The sequence below is a fragment of the Pseudonocardia hierapolitana genome (genome assembly GCF_007994075.1).
GTDB classification, from domain to species: domain Bacteria; phylum Actinomycetota; class Actinomycetes; order Mycobacteriales; family Pseudonocardiaceae; genus Pseudonocardia; species Pseudonocardia hierapolitana.
Genome location: NZ_VIWU01000001.1, coordinates 2,319,939 through 2,344,675, shown reverse-complemented (window position 1 = coordinate 2,344,675; position 24,737 = coordinate 2,319,939). Strand labels below are relative to the sequence as shown.

At 72.0% G+C, this 24,737-nt stretch carries 25 protein-coding genes; 18 read left to right on the top strand and 7 right to left on the bottom strand.

Annotated features, from left to right (window positions below):
* The first annotated feature begins 1 nt into the window (after position 1).
* The 6 genes from FHX44_RS11080 (at position 2) to FHX44_RS11055 (ending at position 5,114) form a co-directional block, all read left to right on the top strand.
* Positions 2-766, top strand: coding sequence for a maleate cis-trans isomerase family protein (locus tag FHX44_RS11080; protein WP_147255510.1), 765 nt, complete (start codon positions 2-4; stop codon positions 764-766).
* Positions 763-1,476 carry a maleate cis-trans isomerase family protein gene (locus tag FHX44_RS11075; protein ID WP_147255507.1) on the top strand — a complete coding sequence of 238 codons (714 nt, stop codon included), beginning with the start codon at positions 763-765 and terminating at the stop codon, positions 1,474-1,476. Before FHX44_RS11080 ends, FHX44_RS11075 begins: the two co-directional genes overlap by 4 nt.
* 157 nt (positions 1,477-1,633) lie before the next feature.
* Complete coding sequence (locus tag FHX44_RS11070; RefSeq protein WP_212612422.1) at positions 1,634-2,314, top strand: GntR family transcriptional regulator; 681 nt, start codon at positions 1,634-1,636, stop codon at positions 2,312-2,314.
* 42 nt (positions 2,315-2,356) lie between these two features.
* On the top strand, positions 2,357-2,512 hold the full coding sequence (locus FHX44_RS44185) for a winged helix-turn-helix transcriptional regulator (protein WP_212612972.1): 156 nt from the start codon (positions 2,357-2,359) through the stop codon (positions 2,510-2,512).
* A 94-nt stretch (positions 2,513-2,606) separates the two neighbouring features.
* Positions 2,607-3,851, top strand: coding sequence for an aspartate aminotransferase family protein (locus tag FHX44_RS11060; RefSeq protein ID WP_147255506.1), 1,245 nt, complete (start codon positions 2,607-2,609; stop codon positions 3,849-3,851).
* 213 nt (positions 3,852-4,064) lie between these two features.
* Positions 4,065-5,114 carry an MBL fold metallo-hydrolase gene (locus FHX44_RS11055; RefSeq protein ID WP_147255504.1) on the top strand — a complete coding sequence of 350 codons (1,050 nt, stop codon included), beginning with the start codon at positions 4,065-4,067 and terminating at the stop codon, positions 5,112-5,114.
* 1 nt (position 5,115) lies between these two features.
* Here the strand turns inward: FHX44_RS11055 and FHX44_RS11050 are convergent, their stop codons facing one another.
* Positions 5,116-6,264, bottom strand: a complete 1,149-nt coding sequence (locus FHX44_RS11050; protein ID WP_147255502.1) for an Mrp/NBP35 family ATP-binding protein — start codon at positions 6,262-6,264, stop codon at positions 5,116-5,118.
* Between the two features lie 118 nt (positions 6,265-6,382).
* On the opposite strand from FHX44_RS11050, the gene FHX44_RS11045 reads away from it, so the two are divergent.
* Both FHX44_RS11045 and FHX44_RS11040 read left to right on the top strand, forming a co-directional pair.
* Positions 6,383-6,859 (top strand): MarR family winged helix-turn-helix transcriptional regulator, encoded by a 477-nt coding sequence (locus FHX44_RS11045; protein ID WP_246170308.1) that lies wholly within the window; start codon positions 6,383-6,385, stop codon positions 6,857-6,859.
* 116 nt (positions 6,860-6,975) lie between these two features.
* Positions 6,976-7,947 (top strand): IS481 family transposase, encoded by a 972-nt coding sequence (locus FHX44_RS11040; RefSeq protein WP_147253972.1) that lies wholly within the window; start codon positions 6,976-6,978, stop codon positions 7,945-7,947.
* Between the two features lie 3 nt (positions 7,948-7,950).
* Here FHX44_RS11040 and FHX44_RS11035 read toward each other — a convergent pair whose 3' ends face one another.
* Positions 7,951-10,767, bottom strand: a complete 2,817-nt coding sequence (locus FHX44_RS11035; RefSeq protein WP_147255500.1) for an AfsR/SARP family transcriptional regulator — start codon at positions 10,765-10,767, stop codon at positions 7,951-7,953.
* Positions 10,768-10,878: 111 nt separating this feature from the next.
* Here FHX44_RS11035 and FHX44_RS11030 point away from each other — a divergent pair, with 111 nt between their 5' ends.
* Positions 10,879-11,460: a dihydrofolate reductase family protein gene (locus FHX44_RS11030; protein ID WP_147255498.1), complete on the top strand. Its 582-nt coding sequence runs from the start codon at positions 10,879-10,881 to the stop codon at positions 11,458-11,460.
* A 15-nt stretch (positions 11,461-11,475) separates the two neighbouring features.
* Complete coding sequence (locus FHX44_RS11025) at positions 11,476-12,048, top strand: dihydrofolate reductase family protein (protein WP_147255496.1); 573 nt, start codon at positions 11,476-11,478, stop codon at positions 12,046-12,048.
* Here FHX44_RS11025 and FHX44_RS11020 read toward each other — a convergent pair.
* Positions 12,045-12,572, bottom strand: coding sequence for a DUF1003 domain-containing protein (locus tag FHX44_RS11020; RefSeq protein ID WP_147255494.1), 528 nt, complete (start codon positions 12,570-12,572; stop codon positions 12,045-12,047). The genes FHX44_RS11025 and FHX44_RS11020 overlap by 4 nt on opposite strands.
* Before the next feature lie 134 nt (positions 12,573-12,706).
* A complete protein-coding gene (locus FHX44_RS11015; RefSeq protein WP_147255492.1) occupies positions 12,707-13,978 on the bottom strand; it encodes a magnesium transporter MgtE N-terminal domain-containing protein in 1,272 nt (423 codons plus the stop codon).
* Between the two features lie 188 nt (positions 13,979-14,166).
* Here FHX44_RS11015 and FHX44_RS11010 point away from each other — a divergent pair, with 188 nt between their 5' ends.
* The 7 genes from FHX44_RS11010 (at position 14,167) to FHX44_RS10980 (ending at position 21,817) form a co-directional block, all read left to right on the top strand.
* Complete coding sequence (locus FHX44_RS11010; protein WP_147255490.1) at positions 14,167-15,141, top strand: HpcH/HpaI aldolase/citrate lyase family protein; 975 nt, start codon at positions 14,167-14,169, stop codon at positions 15,139-15,141.
* Between the two features lie 119 nt (positions 15,142-15,260).
* Entirely contained in the window at positions 15,261-16,454 is a 1,194-nt protein-coding gene (locus FHX44_RS11005; RefSeq protein ID WP_147255488.1) for an acyl-CoA dehydrogenase family protein, read from the top strand.
* Positions 16,455-16,779: 325 nt separating this feature from the next.
* On the top strand, positions 16,780-17,298 hold the full coding sequence (locus tag FHX44_RS11000; protein ID WP_147255486.1) for a general stress protein: 519 nt from the start codon (positions 16,780-16,782) through the stop codon (positions 17,296-17,298).
* Positions 17,299-17,448: 150 nt separating this feature from the next.
* Positions 17,449-18,807: an ABC transporter substrate-binding protein gene (locus tag FHX44_RS10995; protein WP_147255484.1), complete on the top strand. Its 1,359-nt coding sequence runs from the start codon at positions 17,449-17,451 to the stop codon at positions 18,805-18,807.
* On the top strand, positions 18,807-19,769 hold the full coding sequence (locus tag FHX44_RS10990; protein ID WP_147255482.1) for a carbohydrate ABC transporter permease: 963 nt from the start codon (positions 18,807-18,809) through the stop codon (positions 19,767-19,769). The genes FHX44_RS10995 and FHX44_RS10990 overlap by 1 nt, the downstream gene beginning before the upstream one ends.
* A gap of 1 nt (position 19,770) precedes the next feature.
* Positions 19,771-20,607 carry a carbohydrate ABC transporter permease gene (locus FHX44_RS10985; protein WP_147255480.1) on the top strand — a complete coding sequence of 279 codons (837 nt, stop codon included), beginning with the start codon at positions 19,771-19,773 and terminating at the stop codon, positions 20,605-20,607.
* Between the two features lie 4 nt (positions 20,608-20,611).
* Positions 20,612-21,817: an ABC transporter ATP-binding protein gene (locus FHX44_RS10980; protein ID WP_147255478.1), complete on the top strand. Its 1,206-nt coding sequence runs from the start codon at positions 20,612-20,614 to the stop codon at positions 21,815-21,817.
* A 72-nt stretch (positions 21,818-21,889) separates the two neighbouring features.
* On the opposite strand, the gene FHX44_RS10975 is transcribed toward FHX44_RS10980, so the two are convergent.
* On the bottom strand, positions 21,890-22,732 hold the full coding sequence (locus tag FHX44_RS10975; protein ID WP_147255476.1) for a ParB N-terminal domain-containing protein: 843 nt from the start codon (positions 22,730-22,732) through the stop codon (positions 21,890-21,892).
* Positions 22,733-22,737: 5 nt separating this feature from the next.
* Positions 22,738-23,385, bottom strand: coding sequence for a metallophosphoesterase family protein (locus FHX44_RS10970; RefSeq protein ID WP_147255474.1), 648 nt, complete (start codon positions 23,383-23,385; stop codon positions 22,738-22,740).
* Positions 23,386-23,442: 57 nt separating this feature from the next.
* Here FHX44_RS10970 and FHX44_RS10965 point away from each other — a divergent pair, with 57 nt between their 5' ends.
* Positions 23,443-24,264 (top strand): class I SAM-dependent methyltransferase, encoded by an 822-nt coding sequence (locus FHX44_RS10965; RefSeq protein WP_246170307.1) that lies wholly within the window; start codon positions 23,443-23,445, stop codon positions 24,262-24,264.
* Between the two features lie 73 nt (positions 24,265-24,337).
* On the opposite strand, the gene FHX44_RS10960 is transcribed toward FHX44_RS10965, so the two are convergent.
* Positions 24,338-24,703: a hypothetical protein gene (locus FHX44_RS10960; protein ID WP_147255469.1), complete on the bottom strand. Its 366-nt coding sequence runs from the start codon at positions 24,701-24,703 to the stop codon at positions 24,338-24,340.
* Positions 24,704-24,737: the final 34 nt, after the last annotated feature.

Below are 24,737 nucleotides of genomic sequence, written 5' to 3'. Positions count from 1 at the left end.
CGTGCCCACCGAGCTCTCGGTCGGTCTCACCGAGCCCGACCACCAGCAGGGGATCGGAGTGGTGGCCCCGTTCGACTTCGCCCTCGACCGCGAGTTGTGGCGATGGGCGCCCGAGGACGTGTCGCTCTACCTCACCCGCCTGCCGTTCTTCACCACCCCGGTCACCGTCGAGATGGCCGTGGCCTGCGGCGACCGCCGCGCGGTGCGCCGGGCCACCCGGGACGTGCTCACCCCCGAGCCCGGCGTCGTCATCTACGCCTGCACGTCAGGCAGCTTCGTCGAGGGCGCCGCGGGCGAGGAGGTTCTCCGCCGCACGATGGAGGACGCAGGCGCTCCCGTCGCGCGCACCACATCGGGGGCGCTGATCTCCGCGCTGAAGCTGCTCGGCGTCTCCCGGCTCGCGATCGCCACCCCGTACGTCGAACCCGTCACGCGCCGTCTGGTCGGCTACCTCGCCGAGCACGGCATCAGCACCGTGTCGAGCGAGGGCCTCGGCCTGCTGGGCAACATCTGGCGGGTCAAGTACTCGGAGGTGGTGGAGATCGTCCGCGCCGCCGACAACCCCGCCGCCGAGGCGCTGTTCATCAGCTGCACGAACGTGCCGACCTACGACCTCATCGAGCCCCTCGAGCAGGCGCTCGGCAAGCCGGTGCTCACCGCCAACCAGGTCACCATGTGGGCCGCGCTGCGCGCCATGGGCCGCGACGCGGTGGGCGGCGGCAGCCTGCTCGCCAACCACGACCACCTCACCCCAGGAGCCGCATGACCGCCCCCACCGTCGGGATCCTCTACCCCGGCTACTCAGCAGAGGACGACTACCCGCTCGCGGAATCGCTGCTCGGCGGTCCGCGGCTGCCGCTGGTGCACACCCTCATGCGTGAGGACGCCCACCGTGTGGACGCACTGCTCGACATCGGTGGCGACGACGTGCTGGCCGACGGCGTACGGGCGCTCGGCGGCCCGCTGGACTCCGTGGTCTGGGCGTGCACGAGCGGGAGCTTCGTCTTCGGCTGGGACGGCGCCACGGCCCAGGTCGAGGCGCTCGGCGCGGTGGCGGGCGTGCCGGCGTCGAGCACGTCGTTCGCGTTCGTCGACGCGTGCGCGCGGTTGGGCGTCAGCAGGGTCGCGGTGGGCGCCACCTACCCCGACGACGTCGCGGAGCGGTTCGTCGCTTTCCTCGGCGCCGCCGGGATCGAGGTGCTCTCGCTCTCGGCCAAGGGGATCATCACCGCAGCCGAGGTCGGCACGCTGCCGAACGAGACCGTGCTCGAGTTCGCAGCGGCCGCCGACCACCCGGACGCGCAGGCCGTGCTGCTGCCCGACACCGCGTTGCACACGATCGGGCTGCTCGACGCGCTGGACGCCCGCGTCGGCAAGCCGGTGCTCACGGCCAACCAGGTGAGCGTTTGGCAGGGTCTGCGCCTTGCGGGTTCCGCCTCACCGCGCCCGGGTCTCGGCGCGCTGTTCAGAGCCTGAAGGAGTGGCATGAACATCAGAGCAGCGAGCGGGCCGCCGCCGTCTTGCGGGGGAGGCGCGCAGGGAGCGAGGAACGAGCGACCGAGCACCGGAGGAGCAAGGCGGCGTCTCCCCGGGTCCGCGAGCCCGCCGGAGCGGAGCGGAGGCGGAGAACACAGTGGACCTCAGTGAGCTCGAGCCGGTCGAGCGGCGTTCCACGGCCGCGATCGTCGCCGATCGGATCCGCACGGCGATCATGCGAGGCACCTTCCCGCCGGGCACGCAGCTCGGCGAGGTCGAGCTCGCCGCACGGCTCGGGGTGAGCCGCGGACCGCTGCGGGAGGCGATGCAGCGGCTCGTGGCCGAGGGGCTGCTGCGCAGCGAGCGCCACCGGGGGCTCTTCGTGCGGGAGCTGGACGCGGCCGACGTGCGGGACGTCTACACCGCCCGCGCCGCGATCGAGCGGGCCGCCGGCCTGTTGCTGCTCGCCGGCAACCGGGCGGCCGCCGCTGAACGGCTGAGCGCCGCGCTGGCCCGGATGGAGGCCGTCGCCGACGACCCCGTCGCGCTCGCCGATGCCGACCACGCCTTCCACGCCGAGTTCGTGGCCGCGTCGGGCAGCCCACGGCTGCGGCGGATGGCCGACACGCTGCTCGTCGAGACCCGGATGTGCCTCGCCGCCCTGCAGGAGACCCTGCCGCCTGCCGGCGCCCTGATCGCCGAGCACCGCGCGCTGCGCGACGCCGTGCGCGACGGCGACGCCGAGCGGATGGCGGCCGTGCTGGAGGCGCACATGGGCGATGCCGTGGAGCGGATACTGGCGCCGGAACCATCGGTCCCGCCTGCGGTGCCCGCCTGACCGTGGAGGCCGAGTAGACGAGAGTCAGGCGGCGGACCGCCACTGCGCGACGGCCTCGTCGCGCGCGAGGTCGAGCCCACGGTGCCGCCGCAGGTGACGTACTCGCTCACCCCGCTCGGGTCGGAGCTCGTCGGCACCGTCGGGTGTCCTCGTCGAGTGGGTCACGCGACGGATCGACCCGATCCTCGCCGCCCGTGACCGGTACGACCGGGCCTGAGGGTTGCCCCCGGGCGGTCCTGCGTGCTTCCATCGGAGAGGATTGTCGACAATCGGACAAGCTCGAGGAGTTGGAATGGCCCGTCTGTCACCGGCGCTCAAGCAGGCGACGCCCGTGCAGGTCGCGCGCGGCGAGGGTGTGCACGTCTTCGACCTCGACGGCCGCCGCTACCTCGACTTCACGGCCGGGATCGGCGTCACGAGCACCGGGCACTGCCACCCTCGGGTCGTCGCGGCCGCCCAGGAGCAGGTGGCCACGCTCATCCACGGCCAGTACACGACCGTCATGCACCAGCCGCTGGTGCGGCTGGCCGAGCGGCTGGGGGACGTGCTGCCCGCCGGCCTGGACAGCGTGTTCTTCATGAACTCCGGGAGCGAGGCGGTCGAGGCGTCGGTGCGGCTCGCCCGCCACGCCACCGGGCGCCCGCTGGTCGTCGCGTTCGACGGCGGTTTCCACGGCCGCACGATGGGCGCAGCGGCGCTCACCACCTCCGGGGCGAAGATCCGGGCCGGCATCGGGCCGCTCATGGGCGGCGTCGCCTTCGCGCCGTTCCCGTACGCGTTCCGGTACGGCTGGAGCGAGGAGGAGACGGTCGCGTTCTGCCTGCGCGAGCTGGACCGGCTGCTCGTCACCGCGGCCCCGGCGGCCGACGTCGCGGCGTTCCTCATCGAGCCGGTGCTCGGCGAAGGCGGGTACGTGCCCACGCCGCCCGCGTTCCTCGCCGGGCTGCGCGAGCGGGCCGACGCCCACGGCATCCTGCTGATCGCCGACGAGGTGCAGACCGGGTTCGGGCGCACCGGGAAGTTCTGGGGCCACCAGCACGCCGACGTCACGCCGGACGTCCTGATCACGGCGAAGGGCCTGGCCAGCGGCTTCCCGCTGTCCGGCATCGCCGCGAGCGAGGAGCTGATGGCCAAGGCGTGGCCGGGCTCGCAGGGCGGCACCTACGGCGGCAACGCGGTGGCCTGCGCCGCCGCGCTCGCCACGCTCGACGTCATCGAGGGGGAGGGACTCGTCGCCAACGCGGCCGACCAGGGCCTGCGCCTGCGCGACGGCCTCCAGAAGGTGGCGGCCGACCACCCGGGCATCGCCGACGTCCGCGGCCTCGGCCTGATGGTCGGCAACGAGTTCTGCACGCCCGACGGCGCCCCCGACACCGCCGCCGCGAACCGCGCCCACGCGGCCGCGGCGGACAAGGGCCTGCTCCTGCTCACCTGCGGCCCGCACGGCAACGTCGTGCGGATGATCCCGCCGCTGATCGTCACCGCGGAGCAGGTGGACGAGGCCGTGGCCATCTGGGCCGAGGCGGTCCGCGCCTGATCCGACGGCGCCCGAGGGGCGTCGGTCACCAGGTCGGGGCGCGAGCCACCTCCGCGCGGCAGCCGGACCGGGGGACCAGGACGATCGGACGGCTGCTCGCTCATCACGACGTCCCCTTCCGCTGGCGCGGCCATCTCACCGGCGGCCGGCGGATGATCTCCCACGCGAACGGGGAGGGGGCCCCGGGCCGTGGATCGGGCTAGCGTGGCCGCCATGTGTGAGGGCGGCAACGCAGCCGAGGTGTACGCGAGCGTTCCGAGGAACGCAGGAGGGGCGGCGGTCGACCCGATCGCCCTGCAGCCCGTCGACGAGGTGCGGATCACCACGCTCGTCGACAACGTCTTCGACGGCCTGCTCGCGGGCGACGACCGCGTCACCCGGGCGGACTTCGGGAACGGGCGGGTGACCGCGGCGCAGTTCGAGGGCGGGAGCACCGACGCCGGGCTGCGCGCCGAGCACGGGTTCGCCGCGCTCGTTGCGGTCCGCCGCGGCGCGACCACGACGACGCTCCTGTTCGACACCGGACTGTCGCCCGACGGCATGGTCGTCAACGCCGAGCGGATGGGCGTCGACCTGTCCGAGGTGCAGGGGGTCGTGCTCAGCCACGGGCACTTCGACCACGCCGGTGGCCTCGCCGGGCTCGCCGCGAGGCGGGGGCGACGTGCCATGCCGATGGTGCTGCACCCCGTCGCGTGGACGCGCAGGCGCCTGGTCCCGCCGCGGGGTGAGGTGTTCGACCTGCCCACGCTGAGCAGGCGCGCACTGGAGGGCGAGGGCTTCGAGGTGATCGAGCGGCGCGAGCCCTCGCTGCTCGTCGACGGGTGCGTGCTGATCACGGGCGAGGTCGACCGCACCACCGAGTTCGAGCGTGGGATGCCGTCGCCGCACCAGGCCTGGACCGGCTCCGGCTGGGAGCACGACCCGCTCGTCCAGGACGACCAGGCGCTGGTCGTGCACGTCCGCGGCCGCGGGCTGGTCGTGCTCACCGGCTGCGGGCACGCGGGTGCGATCAACATCGTCCGCCACGCGCGGCGGCTCACCGGCGTCGACCGGCTGTGCGCGCTGCTCGGCGGCCTGCACCTCTCCGGCCCGGCGTTCGAGCCGGTGATCCCGCCGACGATCGCCGCGCTCACCGAGCTGGCCCCGGCCATGGTGGTGCCGGCCCACTGCACCGGCTGGAGCGCGCAGCACGCGCTCGCCGCCGCGCTGCCGGACGCGTGGCTGCCCGGCAGCAGCGGAAGCACCTACCGCATCGCCGCGTGAGCTACTTGCGCACGGGGGAGATGTTCAGGCTCAGCCCAGCGAGCCCGCGGGAGCGCACCGTGAGCTTGTCCGCGACGGCGCGCAGGGCCATGGCCGCCGGGCTCTCCGGTTCCGACAGCACGATCGGGGTGCCTGCGTCGCCGCACTCGCGCAGGCGCGGCTCGAGCGGCACCTGACCGAGCAGCGGCACGGGGGCACCGATGGTCCGGGTGAGGGAGTCGGAGACCGTCTGCCCACCGCCGGAGCCGAAGACCTCCATGCGGGTGCCGTCGGGCAGCTCCATCCAGGACATGTTCTCCACGACGCCTGCGAGGCGCTGGCGGGTCTGCAGCGCGATCGAGCCTGCGCGTTCGGCCACCTCGGCCGCGGCCGTCTGCGGGGTGGTGACGACCAGCAGCTCCGCGTTGGGCACGAGCTGCGCGGTGGAGATGGCGATGTCGCCGGTGCCGGGCGGCAGGTCGAGCAGCAGGACGTCGAGGTCGCCCCAGAAGACGTCGGCGAGGAACTGCTGCAGGGCCCGGTGCAGCATCGGGCCGCGCCACACCACGGCGTCGTTGCCCGGGGTGAACATGCCGATCGAGATGACCTTCACGCCGTGGGCCTGCGGCGGCATGATCATGTCGTCGACCTTGGTGGGGCGGTCGGCCGTGCCGAGCATCCGCGGCACCGAGTGGCCGTAGATGTCGGCGTCCACCACGCCGACCTTCAGGCCCTTGGCGGCCATCGCCGCGGCCAGGTTGACGGTGACCGACGACTTGCCGACCCCGCCCTTGCCCGACGCCACGCAGTAGACGCGGGTGAGCGAGCCGGGCTGGGCGAACGGGATCACCGGGTCGGCCGCGTCGCCGCGGAGGCTGCGGCGCAGCTCGTGGCGCTGCTCGTCGCTCATCACGTCGAGCTCGACCTCGACCCCGGTGACGCCCGCGACCTTGGACACGGCCTCGGTGACCCGGGACGTGATCGTCGAGCGCATCGGGCAGCCGGCGACGGTGAGGTAGACGGCGACGAGCGCGCGACCGTCCGGCGTGATCTCGACGCCCTTGACCATGCCCAGGTCGGTGATCGGCTTGTGGATCTCGGGATCGTCGACGGTGGCGAGCGCGGCCCGCACGGCCTGCTCGACGGTGATGCTGCTCTCGGTGGTGGACATCAGAGGTTCCGCTGGACCTTCCATCGACGGCGCGACGCTGCCGGGCGCGGCTGCCCGCGCCCCTTCGTCCACTGTACGTCCGTGCCCTTGTCGGCCGGGCTCCGTAGCATGATTGCCCGTGACGGACACCGTGGCGACCAGGGCGCCCGACGCGGGGCGGCCGCGGTCGGCCCCCACTCGTGAGCAGCTGGCGGCGTGGCGGGCGTTCCTGCGGGCGCACGCCTCCATCACGCGGCTGCTGGAAGCCGAGCTGCTCGCCGAGCAGCAGTTGCCGCTCGCCTCCTACGACGTGCTCGTGCAGCTGGCCGAGGCGCCCGACCGCAGGCTGCGGATGACCGAACTCGCCGACGCCGTGCTGCTGTCCCGCTCGGGCGTCACTCGCCTGGTCGACCGGCTGGAGAAGGGGGGGCTCGTGGCCCGCTGCCCGGTCGAGAGCGACGGGCGTGGCGTGGCGGCCCGGCTCACCGACGCAGGGCTCGACCGGCTGCGCACCGCGTCGCGCACCCACCTGCGCGGCGTCGCGCACCACTTCGTCAACCGGCTCGACGAGGCCGACCTGCGCATGCTGGAGCGGATCAGCAACCGCCTCGTCTAGCTGTAGCGACTCAGGACGTTGTTGACAGTTCGGTCAGCGTGTCGGCTTGATCGAGGGAGGACCTCCGGGCGGAGTGGGTGTGTCTCACGCACTCGCTCCAGGCCCAGGAGGTCCTCGTGGCGCACCGTAACGCCCGCACCACCGTCTTTGCGCGGCGGCTCATCGTCGAACGCTTCCTCGCCGGGTGGCCAGCGGCGCGGATCGCCGAGCAACTCGGCGTCTCCCGAGCGACGGTGCACAAGTGGGTCCGCCGCTACCGCGAGGAGGGCTGGGACGGACTTGCCGACCGCTCGTCGCGGCCGCACACCAGCCCGAACCGCGTCGCCGCACAGATCGAGGACCGCATCCTCGAGTTGCGAGCCACCGCGCATCGGGGAGCGGTGTTCCTGGCCGGCGAGCTCGGCCTGGTCGCCTCCACCGTCGGCCGGGTGCTGGCCCGCCACCAGGTGCCGCACCTGGCCGCGATCGACCCGATCACCGGCGCACCGGTCCGGCGCCGCCACTGCGGGATCCGCTACGAACGCCCCCACCCCGGGGATCTGATCCACATCGATGTCAAGAAGTTGGGCCGGGTCCCTGACGGCGGCGGCTGGCGGCTGCACGGGCGCCGAGAAGCCCGCCAGAGCGGAATCGGGCGCGGAATCGGGCGCGGGATCGGCTACGACTACCTGCACGTCGCGGTCGATGACCACTCCCGGCTGGCCTACATCGAAGCGCTGCCCGACGAACGCGACACCACCTGCGCCGGGTTCCTGCACCGGGCCGTGGCCTGGTTCCGTGAGCACGGCGTGCGAGTGCTGCGGGTCCTGACCGACAACGCCAAGGTCTACCGGATCGGGCAGGACTGGCGGGCGGTGTGTGTCGCGCTCGGGATCCGGCGCCGGTTCACCAAACCCGGCTGCCCCTGGACCAACGGCAAAGCTGAACGGCTCAACCGCACCCTGCTGACCGAGTTCGCCTACGCCCAACCCTGGCTGTCCAACCACGACCGGCTCACCGCCCTGGACAGCTGGGTCGAGCACTACAACACTCGACGCGCCCACTCCGCCCTCGGCGGCCGCCCTCCGATCACCCGACTCGCCGCATGACAGTCAACAACCTCCCGAGTCAGTACATCTAGCTCCAGCGCCCACCGAGCGGCGCAGGAAGGCATCGGCGGTCGGCTTGTCGACCAGGGTCCTCAGCTGGGCGTCGATCTGATCGATCGTGGACGGGTCGAGGTCGCCGAGGAGGACGAGGGCCTGGCGCCAATGCTCGTCGGCGGCCGCGCGGTCGCCCGCGACGTGGTGACAGGCGCCGAGATGGGCGAGGGTGCTGGCCTCGGCGTACAGGTCGCCGACCTCCCGGAACAGGTCGAGCGCCTGGCGGTGGCAGGGCAGTGCGGCGGCCGGGTCGCCCCGCCGGAAGTGGATCTCGGCGAGGCACCACCACGCGTGACCCTCGTGGGGACGGTTGCCCAGCTTCTGGTGGAGGATCAGGGCCTGCTCGCAGAGGTCGAGCCCGAGGTCGTGGTCTCCCAGGCGGCCGTGGTACCAGCCGAGGTCGGTGAGCGCGATGGCCCGCCCGACCTCGTCGCCCACCTCCTCGAAGAGGGCGTGGGCGCTGCGAGCGGCGGAGAGCGCCTCGGCCTCCCGGCCCTGGATGACGTAGACGAGGTCGCGGTGGTAGTGCGTCCACGCCTGACCCGCGGGGTCGTCACGTGATCGTTCCAGGGCGATGTCGAGGTTGCGGTGTGCTTCGTCGAAGCGGCCGAGGTCGGCGAGCGCGCCGGCCAGGTTGCGGTGAGCGAACGTCTCCTCGGCCGGGTCGCCCAGCCGATGAGCGGCGGCCACGGCGGCCCGCTGCGTCTCGGCCCGCTCGTGCCAGCGGCCTCGCCGGTGGAGGAAGACGAAGAGCGCCCGGGCCAGGTGGCAGAGCTGCCGGTCGAGGCCCAGCTCGCCGGCCAGCTGGAGGCCGGCGAGCAGGGCAGGGCGTTCGGCGGTGAACCAGGCCATCGCCTCGTCCGGTCCGGCGAAGCCGGCGACGGAGACGCCCGGAAGGGGTGGGGCCGGTGTGCCGGTCCCGGGGTGTCCGGGGAAGAGGAGGTGCAGCACCGCGGCGCTCGCCGTCCGGGCGTAGTGGTCCACGAGGCGATGCAGCGCGGCTTCCCGGTCCGCGTCGTGGGCAGCGCAGAGCTCGGCGGCATAGGCGCGCAGCAGGTCGTGGCACGTGAAGCGGCCCGTGGCCGGCTCGGCGAGGAGATTGGCGCGGGTGAGCTCGACCAGCGGCGCCCGTACCCGCGAGACGGGGATCCCCGCCATGCTGGCGGCGGCCGCGGCCGTGGCGGCGGGGCCGGGATGCAACCCCGCCACCAGCCGGAACAGTCGCGCCGCCGTCTCGTCGCCGAGCGCCTCGTAGGACCAGGAGAAGATCGCCCGTACGTCGACGGCGCCCGCCAGCGCGCCGAGGGCGTCCCCGAGCTCCCCGGCGAGCGTGCCGAGCGGGTGCGCCCGACGGATCGCGGCGCGGGCCGCGACGACCGCCAGCGCCAGTGGCAATCCGGCGCACCGGCGGATGATCTCGGCGACGGCGGTGGGCTCGGCGGCGATCCGGGCCCGGCCGAGCCGGCGGGCCAGCAGCTGCCCGGCTTCGTCGGGCGGAAGCAGATCGAGCGTCACCGGACGGGCGCCGTACGTCGCCACCAGACCGGCGAGGTGGTCCCGGCTGGTGACCACCACCAGGCAACCCGGCGCCCCAGGCAGCAGCGGGGCGGCCTGCTCGGCATCGCGCGCATTGTCCAGCAGGACGAGCATGCGCCGCCCGGCCAGCAGGCTGCGGTACATCCCGACCTGTGCCGCCCGGCTGCCAGGGATCCGGTGCGGGGGCACCTGGAGCGCGTCGAGGAGATCGCGGACGGCCGCCGTGGGCTGTGCGGGCTCCCCCGACGGGTCGTATCCGCGCAGGTCGACGTGGAGTTGCCCGTCCGGGAAGCGCGCGGCGACCCGGTGCGCCCAGTGCACGGCGAGCGTGGTCTTCCCGACACCGGCCGTACCGGAGATCACCGCGATCAGCGGTGACCAGCGGCCCGCCTCGTCGTGGCCGCCGAGTAGCGCGTCCAGCGCCGCCAGCTCGTCCGCCCGCCCGGCGAACCCATCGACCGCCGCGGGCAACTGCCTGGGCACCGCGTGCCCGCGGGGCGCCGCGCCACCGTCGAGCAGGTCGGCGTGCACCTGCCGGATCTCCTGGCTGGGATCGGTGCCGAGCTCGTCGGCGAGCCGGCGCCGGATCGTCTCGTACCGCTCCAGCGCCTCGGCGGGGCGCCCGGCCGATTCCAGGGCCCGCAGCAGCCGCGCCCAGAGCGACTCCCGCAGCGGATGCCGCTCGGCGAGCTCGGCCAGCTCGGCGGGGTCGGGGTGGGATCCGCTCGCGAGGTCGAGGTCGATCCGCCGTTCCACCGCGGTCAGGTAGCGCTCCTGCAGCGCGGGGGCCTTCGCCTGCTCCAGCCAGTCCGACCGGATGCCGTCGAAGGGGGTACCGCGCCACAGCGCCAGCGCGGCCGCCAGCCGGGACCGTTCGGTAGCCGGGTCGAGCTCGGCCGCGGCCTCGTCGAGCAGGCGACCGAAGCGCAGGGCATCCACGTGGTCCGGCGCGGTGGCCAGCAGGTAGCCGCCGGGACGGACGGCGATCAGCTGCTCTCCGGCGGTTCCCAGCGCACGGCGCAACCGCTTGACGTTCGTGCGCACGTTGGCCCGCGGGTCGCCGCCCGCATCCGCACCCCACACCGCTGTGGCCAGCCGGTCGGTCGCGACCGCGTGCCCGGCCGACATCGCCAGCACGGCCAGCAACGCGCGCAGCCGCCCGGCCGGCAGCTCGACCGGCCGTCCGGCCATCGAGACGCGCAGCGGCCCGAGCAGCTCGACGGTCAGCACGCGCCACCCCCTTCTCGCGCCCGGTGGCGGGTTTCACAGCGCTGACAGCACTCTGCCACCGGCGAGGGCCAAGCTGGTGATCAATCGCCGGAGCCGTTCACAGGGGGCCACGTGAGCAAGGTGATCTTCGACATGAGCATGTCGCTGGACGGGTACGTCCGGGCGTCCGGTCCGACTCCGGAAGAGCCGCTCGGGAAGGGCGGCGAGCGGCTGCACGAGTGGGCGATGGGCGGTGACCCGGCCGGCGGTGAGCTCGTGACCGCCGCCGTATCGCGGGCGGGTGCGTACATCTGCGGTCGGCGGACCTACGACGACTCGGTGGCCTGGTGGAAGGCCGACGGCCCGACCGGGCAGGCTCGAGTGCCGGTGTTCGTCGTGACCCACCAGGCACCTGAGGAGGTGCCGGAGGGTGGGGTCTACACCTTCGTGACGGACGGGGCCGACAGCGCCGTGCGACAGGCCGTGCAGACCGCCGCCGGCTCGGACGTCCACGTGATGGGCGGTCCGGACGTCGGGCAGCAGCTGGTCAGGGCCGGGCTGGTCGACCACATCGGCGTCCACCTCGTGCCGGTGCTGTTCGGTGCCGGCCTCCGGTTCTTCGACCACATCGGGGACGAGCACATCCAGCTCGAGAAGGTCGGTGTGGTCGACACCCCGCAGGCCACCCACCTCCTCTACCGCATCCAGAACTGAACCCAGGAGGCCGAAGTGCCCACATCGGTGCTCGACATGTCGGTATCGCTGGACGGGTACGTCGCCGACCCGGACGACTTCCTCGGCGGTGCCGACGGCCACCGCCTGCACGACTGGTTCGCGCCGGGCGGGAAGTTCCTCGAGCTGTCCGGGCCGGCGAAGGAACTGATGGACGAGATGAACGAGGCCGGTGCCGTCCTCGCGGGGCGGCGCACCGCCGAACTCATGGACCACTGGGGCGGCGACCACAACGGTCTCCCGATCTTCGTGCCCAGCCACCGTCCCCCCGGCCCGGCCGCCCGGTGGGGCTACCCGTTGGTGACGTACGTGACCGATGGGATCGAGAGCGCGATGGCCCAGGCGAAGGCGGCCGCAGGGGACCGGGACGTGCAGGTGCGCGGCGCGTACACGGGGCAACGGGCGCTCGAGGCCGGAGTGCTGGACGAGGTGCGGATCCACCAGGTGCCGGTGCTGCTGGGCCGGGGCATCCGGCTGTTCGACCAGCTGCCGTCCGAGATCGAGCTGGAGATCGTCCGGGTGATCGACACACCGGAGGCCACGCACATCCGCTACCGCGTCCGGCGCTAACCGCCGGCTTCCCTGGCTGCCGTGCGGCCGCGGCCCCGGGCGCGTTCGGTGGCCGGTTCGGGGGCGCCGAGCCGGTCGCAGAGCTTGTCGAGCTCACCGCGCAGGTAGTCGCGGGTGGCCACTTCGCCGACCGCGATCCGCAGCGCCGCGAGCTCCCTGGCCAGGTACTCGGTGTCGGCCTTCGTCCGCTCCGCGCGGGCGCGGTCCTCCTCGAGCGACACCCGGTCCCGGTCGTCCTGGCGGTTCTGGGCGAGCAGGATCAGCGGCGCCGCGTACGCGGCCTGCGTGGAGAAGACCAGGTTGAGCAGGATGAACGGGTAGGGGTCCCAGCTCCCGATCCACGCCGTCAGGTTCAGGATGATCCACACGATGACCACGACGGTCTGGATCGCGAGGAAACGGCCGGTACCGAGAAACCGGGCGATCTTCTCGGACAGCCGGGCGAACCACTCCGGATCGACCTCGAACCGGGTCCGGCCGAGGAGGGGCTGGTCGAGCCGTCGACTGGTGGTGATCTCAGGCATTTCTCAACTGCCTCCGCTTCGCTCCGGCGGGCTTGCGGGCCCGTGGTGCCGCCGTCTTGCTCCTCCGGTGCTCGGTCGCTCGTTCCTCGCTCCCTGCGCGCCTCCTCCGCAAGACGGCGTCGGCCCGCAAGCGTTCACTCCGTGCCTCCCCCGGAGGCGATGCCGTCGTCCGGTTCGGTCAGGCGGTCACGCCAGTCGGGCGGGAGCAGGTGGTCGAGCACGTCGTCCACGGTGACCGCGCCGAGCAGGTGGTCCTCGGCGTCCACGACCGGCCCTGCCACCAGGTTGTACGCCGCGAAGTAGCGGGTGACGTCGCCGAGCGTCGCGTCCGGCGACAGGCGGGCGAGCTCGGTGTCGACGACGCCGGCCACCAGCTCGAACGGTGCCGCCCGCAGCAGCCGCTGGGCGTGTGCGCACCCCAGGTAGCGCCCCGTCGGGGTCTCCGAGGGCGGCCGGCAGACGAACACCATGCTGGCCAGCGCGGGCGGGATGTCCGGGTTGCGGATGCGGGCCAGCGCTTCGGCCACGGTGGCGTCCGGGCGCAGGATGATCGGCTCCGGGGTCATGAGGCCGCCCGCCGTGTGCGGCGAGTAGCTCATCAGCCGCCGCACCGGCTCCGACTCCTCGGGCTGCATCAGGGCGAGCAGCGCGTCGGACTCGGCGTCGGGAAGCTCGTGCAGCAGGTCGGCCGCGTCGTCCGGTGACATGGCCTCGAGGACGTCCGCCGCCCGCTCGGGGGACAGGTGCGCGAGCAGCGCGCGCTGGTCGGCTTCGGACAGCTCCTCGAACACGTCGGCGAGCCGCTCGTCGTCGAGGCCGTCGACCACCTCGTGCTGGCGCTTCTCCGGCAGCTCCGACAGCGCGGCCGCGACGTCGGCGGGCCGCATCGACTCGAACACCGCGAGCAGGCCCTCGGTGCCCTGCCGGTCGGTGAGCGAGAGCCCGGTGACGGCGCGCCACGGCAGCACCTGCACCGGCTCGCGCCTGCCGAGGCGGTGCCGGCGGACGCGCACGGCGAGGCGCCCGACCACCCAGTCCCGGGAGCGGGTCGGCTCGATCGCGGCGTCGACGACCACGGCCTCCTCTCCGGTGTCGACGAGCCGGACCCGCGCGTCGAGCAGCTGGCCGACCAGGAGGCCCTCGTTGGGCCGCTGCGCGAAGCCGCGGAGGCTGACCGAGCCCGTGGCGAGGGTGACGGCACCGGGGTCGATCGCGGTGACGCGCAACATGGGCACGAAGATGCGCCGTCGGGTGGCGAGCTCCACCACCACGCCGAGCACCCGCGGCGGGTTCGCGTCGACACGCAGTGATGCGACGAGGTCGCGCACCCTGCCGATGCGCTCCCCGTCCGGCCCGAACACGGCGAGACCGACCAGGCGCGCGACGAAGACCCGGTCGATGCCCATGCCCGGAGCCTAGGACGCCGCCCGGCCCGTTCCGACGAACGGCGCGTTCGTCGGTACCTATCCGACCAACGGGCCGTTCGTCGGAACGGGGGTCCCGGCCTGAGAGACGAGTCACCTCGGGTTCGCGGGTGCTGCCGGCCGTGTCAACATCGGCGCAACCTGCGCCGCACTCGACGAGGAGTTCGTCCGTGACCACCCCGAATGAGCCGTCCCAGCTCCGCGCCCGCCGGTCCTGCCTCGCCGTGCCGGGGTCGAGCCAGAAGTTCATCGACAAGGCCCGCACCCTGGGCGCCGACCAGGTCTTCCTCGACCTGGAGGACGCCTGCGCGCCGCTGGCCAAGCCGGGGGCGCGCAAGACGATCGTCGAGGCGCTGAACGAGGGCGGCTGGGGCGAGAAGATCCGCGTGGTCCGGGTGAACGACTGGACCACGGAGTGGACCTACCGCGACGTCACCGAGGTCGTCGAGGGTGCGGGCGCCAACCTCGACGCGATCATGCTGCCGAAGGTGCAGACGGCCGAGCAGATCGTGGCCCTCGACCTGCTGCTCACGCAGATCGAGAAGGCGATGGGCTACGAGGTCGGGCGGATCGGCATCGAGGCGCAGATCGAGAACGCGCTCGGCCTCATCAACGTCAACGCGATCGCCACGGCGTCGCCGCGGGTCGAGACGATCATCTTCGGGCCGGCCGACTTCATGGCGTCCATCAACATGAAGTCGCTGGTGGTGGGGGAGCAGCCGCCCGGCTACGACGTGGGCGATGCGTACCACCACATCCTCATGAGCATCCTCATGGCCGCCCGGGCCCACGACAAGCAGGCCATCGACGGTCCCTACCTGCAGATCAAGGACGTCGACGGCTTCCGCAGGGTGGCCGGCCGATCGGCGGCGCTCGGCTTCGACGGCAAGTGGGTTCTGCACCCCGGCCAGATCGACGCGGCGAACGAGACCTTCTCCCCGCGGCAGGAGGACTACGACCACGCGGAGAACATCCTCGACGCCTACGAGTGGTACACGTCCGAGGCCGGCGGCAAGCGCGGCGCCGCCATGATCGGCGACGAGATGATCGACGAGGCGAGCCGCAAGATGGCGCTCGTCATCGCGGGCAAGGGCCGCGCGGCCGGGATGCAGCGCACCGATCGCTGGACCCCGCCGGAGGGCTGAGCGCCCTCTCCCAGGGCGGTGTGTCACAGGTCGCGGACGGTCTGTGCCGACGTTCACAGCGTGACCACCGCCGACCGGGAGATACTCCCCGGTAACTCGCCCAGCGTCGGGAGGTTCCCATGGCCAAGCTCGCACAGACCGCAGGCCTCAGCGAGATCCAGCAGGAGATCCTGGCCACGGTGCGCACGTTCGTGGACAAGGAGATCCTCCCGCACGCGACCGCGCTGGAGCACTCCGACACCTATCCCCAGGACATCGTCGACGGGATGAAGGAGATGGGCCTGTTCGGGCTCACCATCCCGGAGGAGTTCGGCGGGCTCGGCGAGTCGCTGCTGACCTACGCGCTGGTCGTCGAGCAGATCGCGCGCGGCTGGATGAGCGTCTCCGGCGTGATCAACACGCACTTCATCGTGGCGTACATGATCAACCAGCACGGCACGCCGGAGCAGAAGCAGCGCTACCTGCCGGGGATGGCCACCGGCGAGGTGCGGGGCTCGTTCTCGATGTCCGAGCCCGACCTCGGGTCCGACGTCGCGGCCATCAAGACGAAGGCCGTTCAGGACGGTGACGAGTTCGTCATCGACGGCGCCAAGATGTGGCTCACCAACGGCGGCACGTCGAACCTCACCGCCGTGCTGGTGCGCACCGACGAGGGCGCGGCGAAGCCCCACCAGAACCTCACGACGTTCCTGGTCGAGAAGCCCACCGGGTACGGCGAGGTCGCGCCCGGCCTGATCATCCCAGGCAAGATCGACAAGATGGGCTACAAGGGCGTGGACACCACCGAGATGGTGTTCAAGGGCTTCCGCGTGCCGGGCGAGCAGGTCCTCGGCGGCAAGCGCGGCGCAGGCTTCGCCCAGATGATGGACGGCGTCGAGGTCGGGCGGGTCAACGTCGCCGCGCGCGGCTGCGGCATCGCGATCCGCGCCTTCGAGCTCGCCGTCGAGTACGCCCAGCAGCGCTCGACGTTCGGCAAGCCGATCGCCGAGCACCAGGCCATCGCGTTCAAGCTGGCGGAGATGGCCACCAAGGTCGAGGCCGCCCACCTGATGATGGTCAACGCGGCGCGCCTCAAGGACGCAGGCACGCGCAACGACGTCGAGGCAGGCATGGCGAAGCTGATGGCCAGCGAGTACGCCGCCGAGGTCACCCAGGATGCCTTCCGCATCCACGGCGGCTACGGCTACTCCAAGGAGTACGAGATCGAGCGCCTCATGCGCGAGGCGCCGTTCCTGCTCATCGGCGAGGGCACGTCCGAGATCCAGAAGACGATCATCAGCCGGGGCCTGCTGAGGGAGTACAAGCTCCGCTAACCCCGGTTCCGCGGCCGGATCCGGGCGCCGGCGCGCAGCTGGCGGCCCGTCCCGCCGCGCCGTAGCTGCGCGGCGTGCCCTTGCACGAGCCGCAGACGGTGTACGGGTGCAGCAGCAGCGAGACGGCCCAGGCCGCCAGCAGACCGAGGCCGACGATCGTGAGGAGCGTCGTTCCGGACGGGTCGGATGCGAGCGGGGCGGCGGGCGCCGTTCCGTCCTCCATGTGATGATCGTCGGAATGGGCACTACGTCCCCGGTCCTCGCGTTGACATGATGTGGGCTCGAGAGCACCAGGAGCCCTGACACCGAGGAATGAGGAGGCCCCGTGACCAATCCGTTCGGTGGCCCCGCGCGCACAGCGCCCGGACTGCCCAATCTGCCGACCCCGCCCACCGGGTGGCCCGTCGGTTCCTATGCCACGTACGAGGAGGCGCAGCGGGCCGTCGATCACCTCGCCGATGCGGACTTCCCGGTCCGTGACGTCACGATCGTGGGTGTCGACCTGATGCTGGTGGAGCGCGTGATCGGCCGGCTCACCTGGGGCCGGGTCCTCGCCTCCGGTGCCGCGTCGGGGGCGTGGTTCGGTCTCTTCGTCGGCCTGCTGCTCAGCCTGGTGAGCCAGGGGGGCGACTCGTTCGGGCCGATCCTGCTCGGTCTCGGCTTCGGTCTCGTGTTCGGGCTGATCTTCGCCGCCGTCACCTACGGCCTGTCCCGTGGCCGCCGTGACTTCCAGTCGGTGAGCCAGCTCGTCGCGGGCCGGTACGACGTCCTCTGCCAGCCGCGCAACGCCGAGAAGGCCCGCGAGCTGCTGGCGAAGCTGGCCATGAGCGGGGGCCCGGCCTAAATCTGTCTTGTCATTCCCCTAACCCTCGCTCCAGCGATTGCGACCCCTTCCCGACCCGCATAGGTTCTGATCACGGCCACTGGCCGTGATCGGGATCACACTTGCGGGCGACGGCGCCTCGTCGTCCCCGCTCTCGGGACGGAGAGACGCATGGGGGAGCCGGTCCATTCGACGCTCCGGCGGCGACGCGGACGTCCGCTCGCCGCGGCGGCCTGCGGGCTCCTGGTCGCCGCGGCGGTGGCCGGATGCAGCTCGGGGCCGGCCGGGCCACCGGTGCTCAACTTCTACACACCTGCCGACAACGCCACCGGCTACGCCGCCGCTGCCGAGGCGTGCACCCAGGCGGCGAACGGCCGCTACGTCGTCACACAGCAGACTCTGCCGAAGGCAGCGGACGACCAGCGGTTGCAGCTCGCCCGCCGCCTCGTCGCGGGTGACCCCGAGGTCGACCTGGTCGGCCTCGACGTCACGTGGACCGCCGAGTTCGCCGAGGCCGGCTGGATCGAGCCGTGGCCGGACGACGCCGCTGCGGCCGTCGAGAAGGGCACGCTCGAAGGACCGCTCGAGACCGCCCGGTACCAGGGCCGGCTGTGGGCGGCGCCGCTCAACACCAACACGCAGCTGCTCTGGTACCGCAAGGACCTGGCGCCGCAGCCGCCGCAGACCTGGGACCAGATGATCCAGATGTCCGAGGGGCTGCACGACCAGGGCCTGCCCTCCTACATCGAGGTGCAGGCGGCGCAGTACGAGGGCATCACGGTCTGGTTCAACACGCTCCTGACCAGCGCGGGCGGCCAGATCGTCTCGGAGAACGGCGACGTTCTGGTCGACGACGGCGACGCCGCCCGCAAGGCGACGTCGATCATGCAGCGGGTGGCGAGCTCGCCGGCGAGCGACCCGTCGCTGTCGGTGGCCCAGGAGAACGACGGTCGCCTGCAGATGGAGGCCGGCGTCGCCGCGTTCCAGGTCAACTACCCGTTCGTGAACGCCTCGATCAACACCCCGCCGCCGGACGGCGGGGGCGGCGGCACGTTCATCGACGAGCAGGGCCGCCCGACCAGCGAGGACACCGGGCGTCGGGTCGTGGACGTCTTCGCGTGGGCGCCGTACCCGCGGGTCGACCCGGACAAGCCCGCGACGGTCACCATCGGTGGCCTCAACATCGGTGTGAGCAGCACCGGTGGCAACCAGGACCTGGCGTTCGAGGCGGCGATCTGCCTGCGCAACCGGGAGGCCCAGCTCACCAACGCAACCCAGGGTGGCGTGCCACCGACGCTGTCCGAGCTGTACGACGACCCGGCGTTCCAGGCCGAGTACCCGGCCTCGCAGGCCATCCGCGACTCCCTGGAGAACGCGAGCGTGCGGCCGAAGACCCCGGCCTACACGAGCATCTCGATCGTGCTCGCCGACCTGCTGAACCCGCCCGCGCAAATCGATCCGGACACGATCGTCCCGCGGATGGCGACCGAGGTCGAGCGAGCGGTGAACTCGGAAGGACTGGTGCCCTGATGACCGTCTCGAGCACGGCTCCGGCCGCCGAGGTCGAGACCTCGGCCCGGGCGCCGAAGCACCGGGGGAAGCCGCCGCTGTCGGAGGGGGCGCGCGCCGAGCGGAAGCTGGCGTTCCTGCTCTGCGCCCCGGCCGTGATCATCATGGTCGCGGTGACGGCCTATCCCATCGGCTACGCCCTCTGGCTGTCGCTGCAGCGGTACGACCTGCGGTTCCCGGCCGACCGGGCGTTCGCGGGCCTCTCGAACTACGTGGCGGTGCTGTCGTCGGGCTACTGGTGGTCGGCGTTCGGCATCACGTTGCTGATCACCGTCGTCTCGGTGGCGATCGAGTTCGTGCTCGGCCTCGCGCTCGCGCTGGTCATGCACCGCACGATCATCGGCCGCGGCCTCACCCGCACGGTCGTGCTGATCCCGTACGGCATCGTCACCGTCGTCGCGGCGTTCAGCTGGCAGTTCGCCTGGACGCCGGAGACCGGCTATCTCGCCAACATGCTCCCGGCGGGGAGCGCCCCGCTCACCGACCAGGCGGCGTCGATCGTGCTGATCATCATCGCCGAGGTCTGGAAGACCACGCCGTTCATGGCGCTCCTGCTGCTGGCCGGCCTCGCGCTCGTGCCGGACGACCTGCTGAAGGCCGCCCAGGTGGACGGCGCCGGGCCGTGGGAGCGGCTCACGCAGATCATCCTGCCGATGATGAAGCCCGCGATACTCGTGGCGCTGCTGTTCCGCACGCTCGACGCGTTCCGCATCTTCGACAACATCTACATCCTCACCGGTGGCTCGAACGGCACCGGATCGGTCTCGATGCTGGGTTACAACAACCTGTTCCGGGCGTTCAACCTCGGGATCGGATCGGCGATCAGCGTGCTGATCTTCATCGCCGTCGCGCTGATCGCATTCATCTTCATCAAGTTGTTCGGCGCGGCCGCGCCGGGCGCGGAGACCGAGGGGAGGCGCTGACATGGCCGTCGCGACCACCGGAGCCGCCAAGAGCAAGTGGGCCGTGGCCAACACGCTGGTGCTGCTCTACGCGCTCATCCCGGTGCTGTGGATCGTCAGCCTGTCGTTCAAGCCGGCGAGCACCATCACCGACGGCAACTTCATCCCGCGGGAGTGGACGCTCGAGAACTACACCCAGGTGTTCGGGGTCAGCCTGTTCACCAGCGCGCTGATCAACTCGATCGGTATTGCGATCATCGCCACCGTGTTGTCCGTCGTGATCGGCACGATGGCGGCCTACGCGATCGCCCGGCTGCGGTTCCCCGGCAAGGGTCTGCTCGTGGGCATCTCGCTGCTGATCGCGATGTTCCCACCGATCTCGCTGGTGAGCCCGCTGTTCGACATCGAGCGGGCGATCGGGCTGTTCGACACCTGGCCCGGCCTGATCCTGCCCTACATCACGTTCTCGCTGCCGCTGGCGATCTACACGCTCTCGGCGTTCTTCCGCGAGATCCCGTGGGAGTTGGAGAAGGCCGCCAAGATGGACGGGGCCACCCCGCTCCAGGCGTTCCGGTCCGTGATCGTGCCGCTCGCCGCGCCGGGCGTGTTCACGACCGCCATCCTGGTGTTCATCTTCTGCTGGAACGACTTCCTGTTCGCGCTCTCGCTGACCTCCACCGAGCGCTCGCAAACGGCCACCGTCGCGATCGCGAACTTCACGGGGGCCAGCGAGTTCGCCGAGCCGACCGGCTCGATCGCGGCGGCCGCGGTGCTGCTCACGATCCCGATCATCATCTTCGTGTTCTTCTTCCAGCGGCGCATCGTCGCCGGTCTGACCTCCGGCGCAGTGAAGGGCTGAGAAAGTGGCTGACATCGTCCTGGACCACATCACCAAGCGCTACCCCGACGGAACGATCGGCGTCGACGAGGCGAACTTCGAGATCGCCGACGGCGAGTTCATCATCCTGGTCGGCCCGTCCGGGTGCGGGAAGTCGACCACGCTCAACATGATCGCGGGGCTGGAGGACATCTCCGACGGTGAGCTGCGCATCGGCGGCGAGCGCGTCAACGAGAAGGCGCCTAAGGACCGCGACATCGCGATGGTGTTCCAGTCCTACGCGCTCTACCCGCACATGACCGTGCGGGAGAACATGGGTTTCCCGCTCAAGCTCGCCAAGGTCGACAAGGCGGAGATCAACCGCAAGGTCGAGGAGGCCGCCCAGATCCTCGACCTCACCCACCACCTGGACCGCAAACCGGCCAACATGTCCGGCGGCCAGCGCCAGCGGGTGGCGATGGGACGCGCGATCGTGCGCAGTCCCAAGGCGTTCCTCATGGACGAGCCGCTGTCGAACCTCGACGCCAAGCTGCGCGTGCAGATGCGCACGATGGTGTCCAAGCTGCAGCACCGGCTGCAGACCACCACGGTCTACGTCACCCACGACCAGACCGAGGCGATGACGCTCGGCGACCGGATCGTCGTCATGCGCGGCGGGAAGATCCAGCAGATCGGCTCGCCGCAGGTGCTCTACGACACCCCGGCCAACCTCTTCGTCGCCGGGTTCATCGGCTCGCCCGCCATGAACTTCCTGCCCGCGAGGGCGGAGGAAGGGGTGTTCCGCACGCCGCTGGGGGACCTGCCGATCAGCGACGAGCTGCGCCGCACCCTCGAGGCGGGCGACGCACCCCGCGAAGTGATCATCGGCATCCGACCGGAACACTTCGAGGACGCCGCGCTCGTCGAGGAACAGCAGAAGTCCCGGGGCGCTCTGTTCACCGCGCAGGTCGACGTGCTGGAGTCGATGGGCTCGGACAAGTTCGCGTACTTCAGCGTGGAGGGCGAGCAGGCCATGTCCGACGACCTGGCCGACCTGGCCGCCGACGCCGGCACGGCGGACGTGCCCGGCGGCGACACGGGCACGCTGGTCACCCGCCTGTCGGCCGAGTCCGGCGTGCGCCAGGGCGAGCGCTCCGAAGTGTGGGTGGACACCGGCAAGATCCAGGTGTTCGAGCCGGCGAGCGGAAAGAACCTGACGACCCGCGAGACCGCGGCGGTCGCAGCAGGCTAGGCGTCCGTGTGGCAGCGAGGTGGCTTCACCGCACGGCGGTGAGGCCACCTCGCTGACGTCCGGGGTGGCGCGTCAGCCGCTGAAGTCGCTGCGGAGGCGCTCGATCACCTCGTCGTCCCAGCGGTGGGTGCGCATCAGGCGGTAGCGCTGGCCCGCCAGGTGCAGGTAGGCCTCGGCCTCGGTGCGGTCACCGATCAGGTCGGCCTGGGTGAGCATCCGCACCACCGGCCGGTACTCCTCGGCGTACCAGCGCCGGGCCACGGTCTCCCGGTCGAGGAAGCGCCGCTCCTGCTGCATGAGCCGGAAGCCCCACGCCTCCACCTCCTCGCTGAGCTCCGCGTACGACCACGCGGTCGTCACGAGGATGGTCGCGAGCGCGGGTCCGGGCAGCGGCACCCGGTCGAGGAACACCCGCCGCAGGTCCTTCGTGATGAGGTCACCGCGCCGGGAGATGCCGGTGGCGTCGATCTTCGTGGTGACCTCCGTGACGTAGGCGTCGATCGAGCGGAAGCCGAGCGCGTGCGCCACGGAGACCCGGTGGTGCCCGTCCTTGACGAAGTGCAGCTCGCCCACCCGGTAGACGTCGATCGGCGGGATCGCCTCGCCGCGGCGCTGCGCCCTGGCCAGCCGCTCCCACCGCTCCCGGCTGCGGCCGGACCGCGGGCGGAACCAGCGATCGAAGTCGCGGGTGCGATCGACGCTGCCCACGATCGAGTCGAGCGGGATGATCTGCATCCCGAGCCTCTTCTCGCCCGTGCGACCGAGCGCCGCCACGACCTCGTCGAACGGCAGGATCTCGGAGATGTCGTCCGGCTCGCGGCGCAGCCACATCGCGAGCCGCGAGATGACCTGCCTGCGGCGGGCCCGCAGGAAGTCGTGCTCCGCGTCGACGTTGGGGAACCCGGTGTCGGCCATCCCGGCTACATCTCCAGCAGCCTTCGGCCCACGACGTTCACCACGCGGGTCTTCCCGATCATCCGGTCCGGGACACGCTCGCCGTACGGGTGGATGTGGCCGTGCACGAGCAGGCGCGGACGCAGCGCCGTGACCACGTCGTGCAGGCACTCGAAGCCGTGGTGCGGTGGGTCGGGACGGTCGCCGCAGTGACGCGGCGGGGCGTGCGTGAGCAGGACGTCCACCGGCCTGCCGTCGGCCCGGGTGCGCCGCCGCGCGGCCCGCACGAGCCGCCGCGCCCGGCGGGCCTGCTGGGCCTGCGTCCACTGGTTCGGTCCGGGCCGGTAGCGCACGCAGCCCCCGAGGCCTGCCACGCGCACCCCGGCGACGTCGACCACCCGGCCGTCGGCGTCGACGAAACCTGCCGGGCCCGGCCAGCGGGCAGGCAACCCGGCGCGCAGCCACATCCCGGCCCGCTGCGAGTACCCCGAGAGATCGGGGTCGTGGTTCCCGGGGACGAGCACGCCGGGGCGGTCGACCTGGTCGCAGAGCTCGGCCAGGTAGTCGAAGGGCAGGTCACCGGCCGCGATGACGAGGTGGACACCCAGCCGCCCGGCGGCACCGGCGCAGAGTCCGGCCTCGACCTCGTCGCTGACGGCAAGGGCACGGACCACCCCGTTCAGCCTACGGGTACCGCGACGTGACGCCGCAGATTTGCCAGGATGCGGGATGTGACTCCGAAGCCAGGCCCGATCGAGCGGGGTGGGGTCGCGCGCTCGTTCGACGCCCACGCGCGCACCTACGACAAGCTCGTCGGCTCCAATCCCGGCTACCACGCGCATCTGCGGTTGAGCGCCAAGCGAATGGGCCTGCCGGACCGGGGCCGCGGCCTGCGGCTGCTCGACGTCGGCTGCGGCACCGGCGCCTCCACCGCCGCTCTGCTCGACGCCGCCCCCGAAGCGGAGATCACCGCCGTCGACGCCTCCGCCGAGATGCTCGCGCAGGCGCATCGCAAGACGTGGCCGCGCACCGTCCGGTTCGTCCACGGCAACGCCGAGAACCTCGCAATGAGCGGCATCGTCGGCCCGTACGACGGGATCCTCGCCGCATACCTCCTGCGCAACCTCGTGCACCAGGACGCCGCGCTGCGCCAGTTCCACCGGCTCCTGCGCCCCGGCGCGCCGCTCGCGATCCACGAGTACTCCGTGCGCGACTCGATCCGCAGTCGCATCGTCTGGACCACGGTCTGCTGGGGCCTGATCATCCCGATGGCCCGCATCCAGGCCGGCTCGACCGACCTCTACCGCTACCTGTGGCGCAGCGCGCTGCAGTTCGACGGCGTCAAGACCCTCAGCGAGCGCCTCGCCTCGGCCGGTTTCGAGGACATCCGGGTGCAGACGGTCCCGGGCTGGCAGCAGCACATCGTCCACACGTTCCTCGGCAGGCGGCCGGCCGACCCTGCGGCCGCCCAGGCGATGACGGCCGAGGCGGACGTCGATCCGGAAGCGGCCACACCGGCCGACGGCATCGAGGTGACGAAGCCGCCCGCCTGACGCCGCCGCCCTGCGCACCCGGCTCGACCCGGGTGGCGTCGTGATCGGAGCGTGTCGCTCCCGCGACGGGCCGTCAGAACGTGAGCACCGACCACAGTGCGTACGTCACACCGGCAATGGGGCCGAGAACGATCAGGGCACGCAGCAGCTCGACCGCGCGCACCGCGACTCCGGCACGGACGATCGAGACGGTCTTCGCAACGACGACGACCGAGCCGAGCACGACGAAGACGCTGCCGACGACCGCCACAGCGCCACGCAGACCGATCGCCGCCGCCATCGCGAGGCTGATCGGAGCTGCCAGAAGGCCCGTGATCAGGGCGGGAGGCGCCCACCACCGGTGCAGCGAGTGCTGGTTCGCCGCCTCGCTCTCCAGCTGCCGCCGGGCCATGGCCTGCGCCGGGGTCGGCGGCACCGTGGCGTGATCAGTCTGTCGCACCGCACGTCGGTTCGTCTCCCGTTCGGTGAATCGC

Coding starts and splice junctions, on each gene's coding strand:
- FHX44_RS11075 (WP_147255507.1), top strand. CDS start 763: ATGACCGCCCCCACCGTCGGGATCCTCTACCCCGGCTACTCAGCAGAG.
- FHX44_RS11060 (WP_147255506.1), top strand. CDS start 2,607: ATGGCCCGTCTGTCACCGGCGCTCAAGCAGGCGACGCCCGTGCAGGTC.
- FHX44_RS11055 (WP_147255504.1), top strand. CDS start 4,065: ATGTGTGAGGGCGGCAACGCAGCCGAGGTGTACGCGAGCGTTCCGAGG.
- FHX44_RS11050 (WP_147255502.1), bottom strand. CDS start 6,264: ATGTCCACCACCGAGAGCAGCATCACCGTCGAGCAGGCCGTGCGGGCC.
- FHX44_RS11020 (WP_147255494.1), bottom strand. CDS start 12,572: ATGCCTGAGATCACCACCAGTCGACGGCTCGACCAGCCCCTCCTCGGC.
- FHX44_RS11015 (WP_147255492.1), bottom strand. CDS start 13,978: ATGGGCATCGACCGGGTCTTCGTCGCGCGCCTGGTCGGTCTCGCCGTG.
- FHX44_RS11005 (WP_147255488.1), top strand. CDS start 15,261: ATGGCCAAGCTCGCACAGACCGCAGGCCTCAGCGAGATCCAGCAGGAG.
- FHX44_RS10995 (WP_147255484.1), top strand. CDS start 17,449: ATGGGGGAGCCGGTCCATTCGACGCTCCGGCGGCGACGCGGACGTCCG.
- FHX44_RS10990 (WP_147255482.1), top strand. CDS start 18,807: ATGACCGTCTCGAGCACGGCTCCGGCCGCCGAGGTCGAGACCTCGGCC.
- FHX44_RS10985 (WP_147255480.1), top strand. CDS start 19,771: ATGGCCGTCGCGACCACCGGAGCCGCCAAGAGCAAGTGGGCCGTGGCC.
- FHX44_RS10975 (WP_147255476.1), bottom strand. CDS start 22,732: ATGGCCGACACCGGGTTCCCCAACGTCGACGCGGAGCACGACTTCCTG.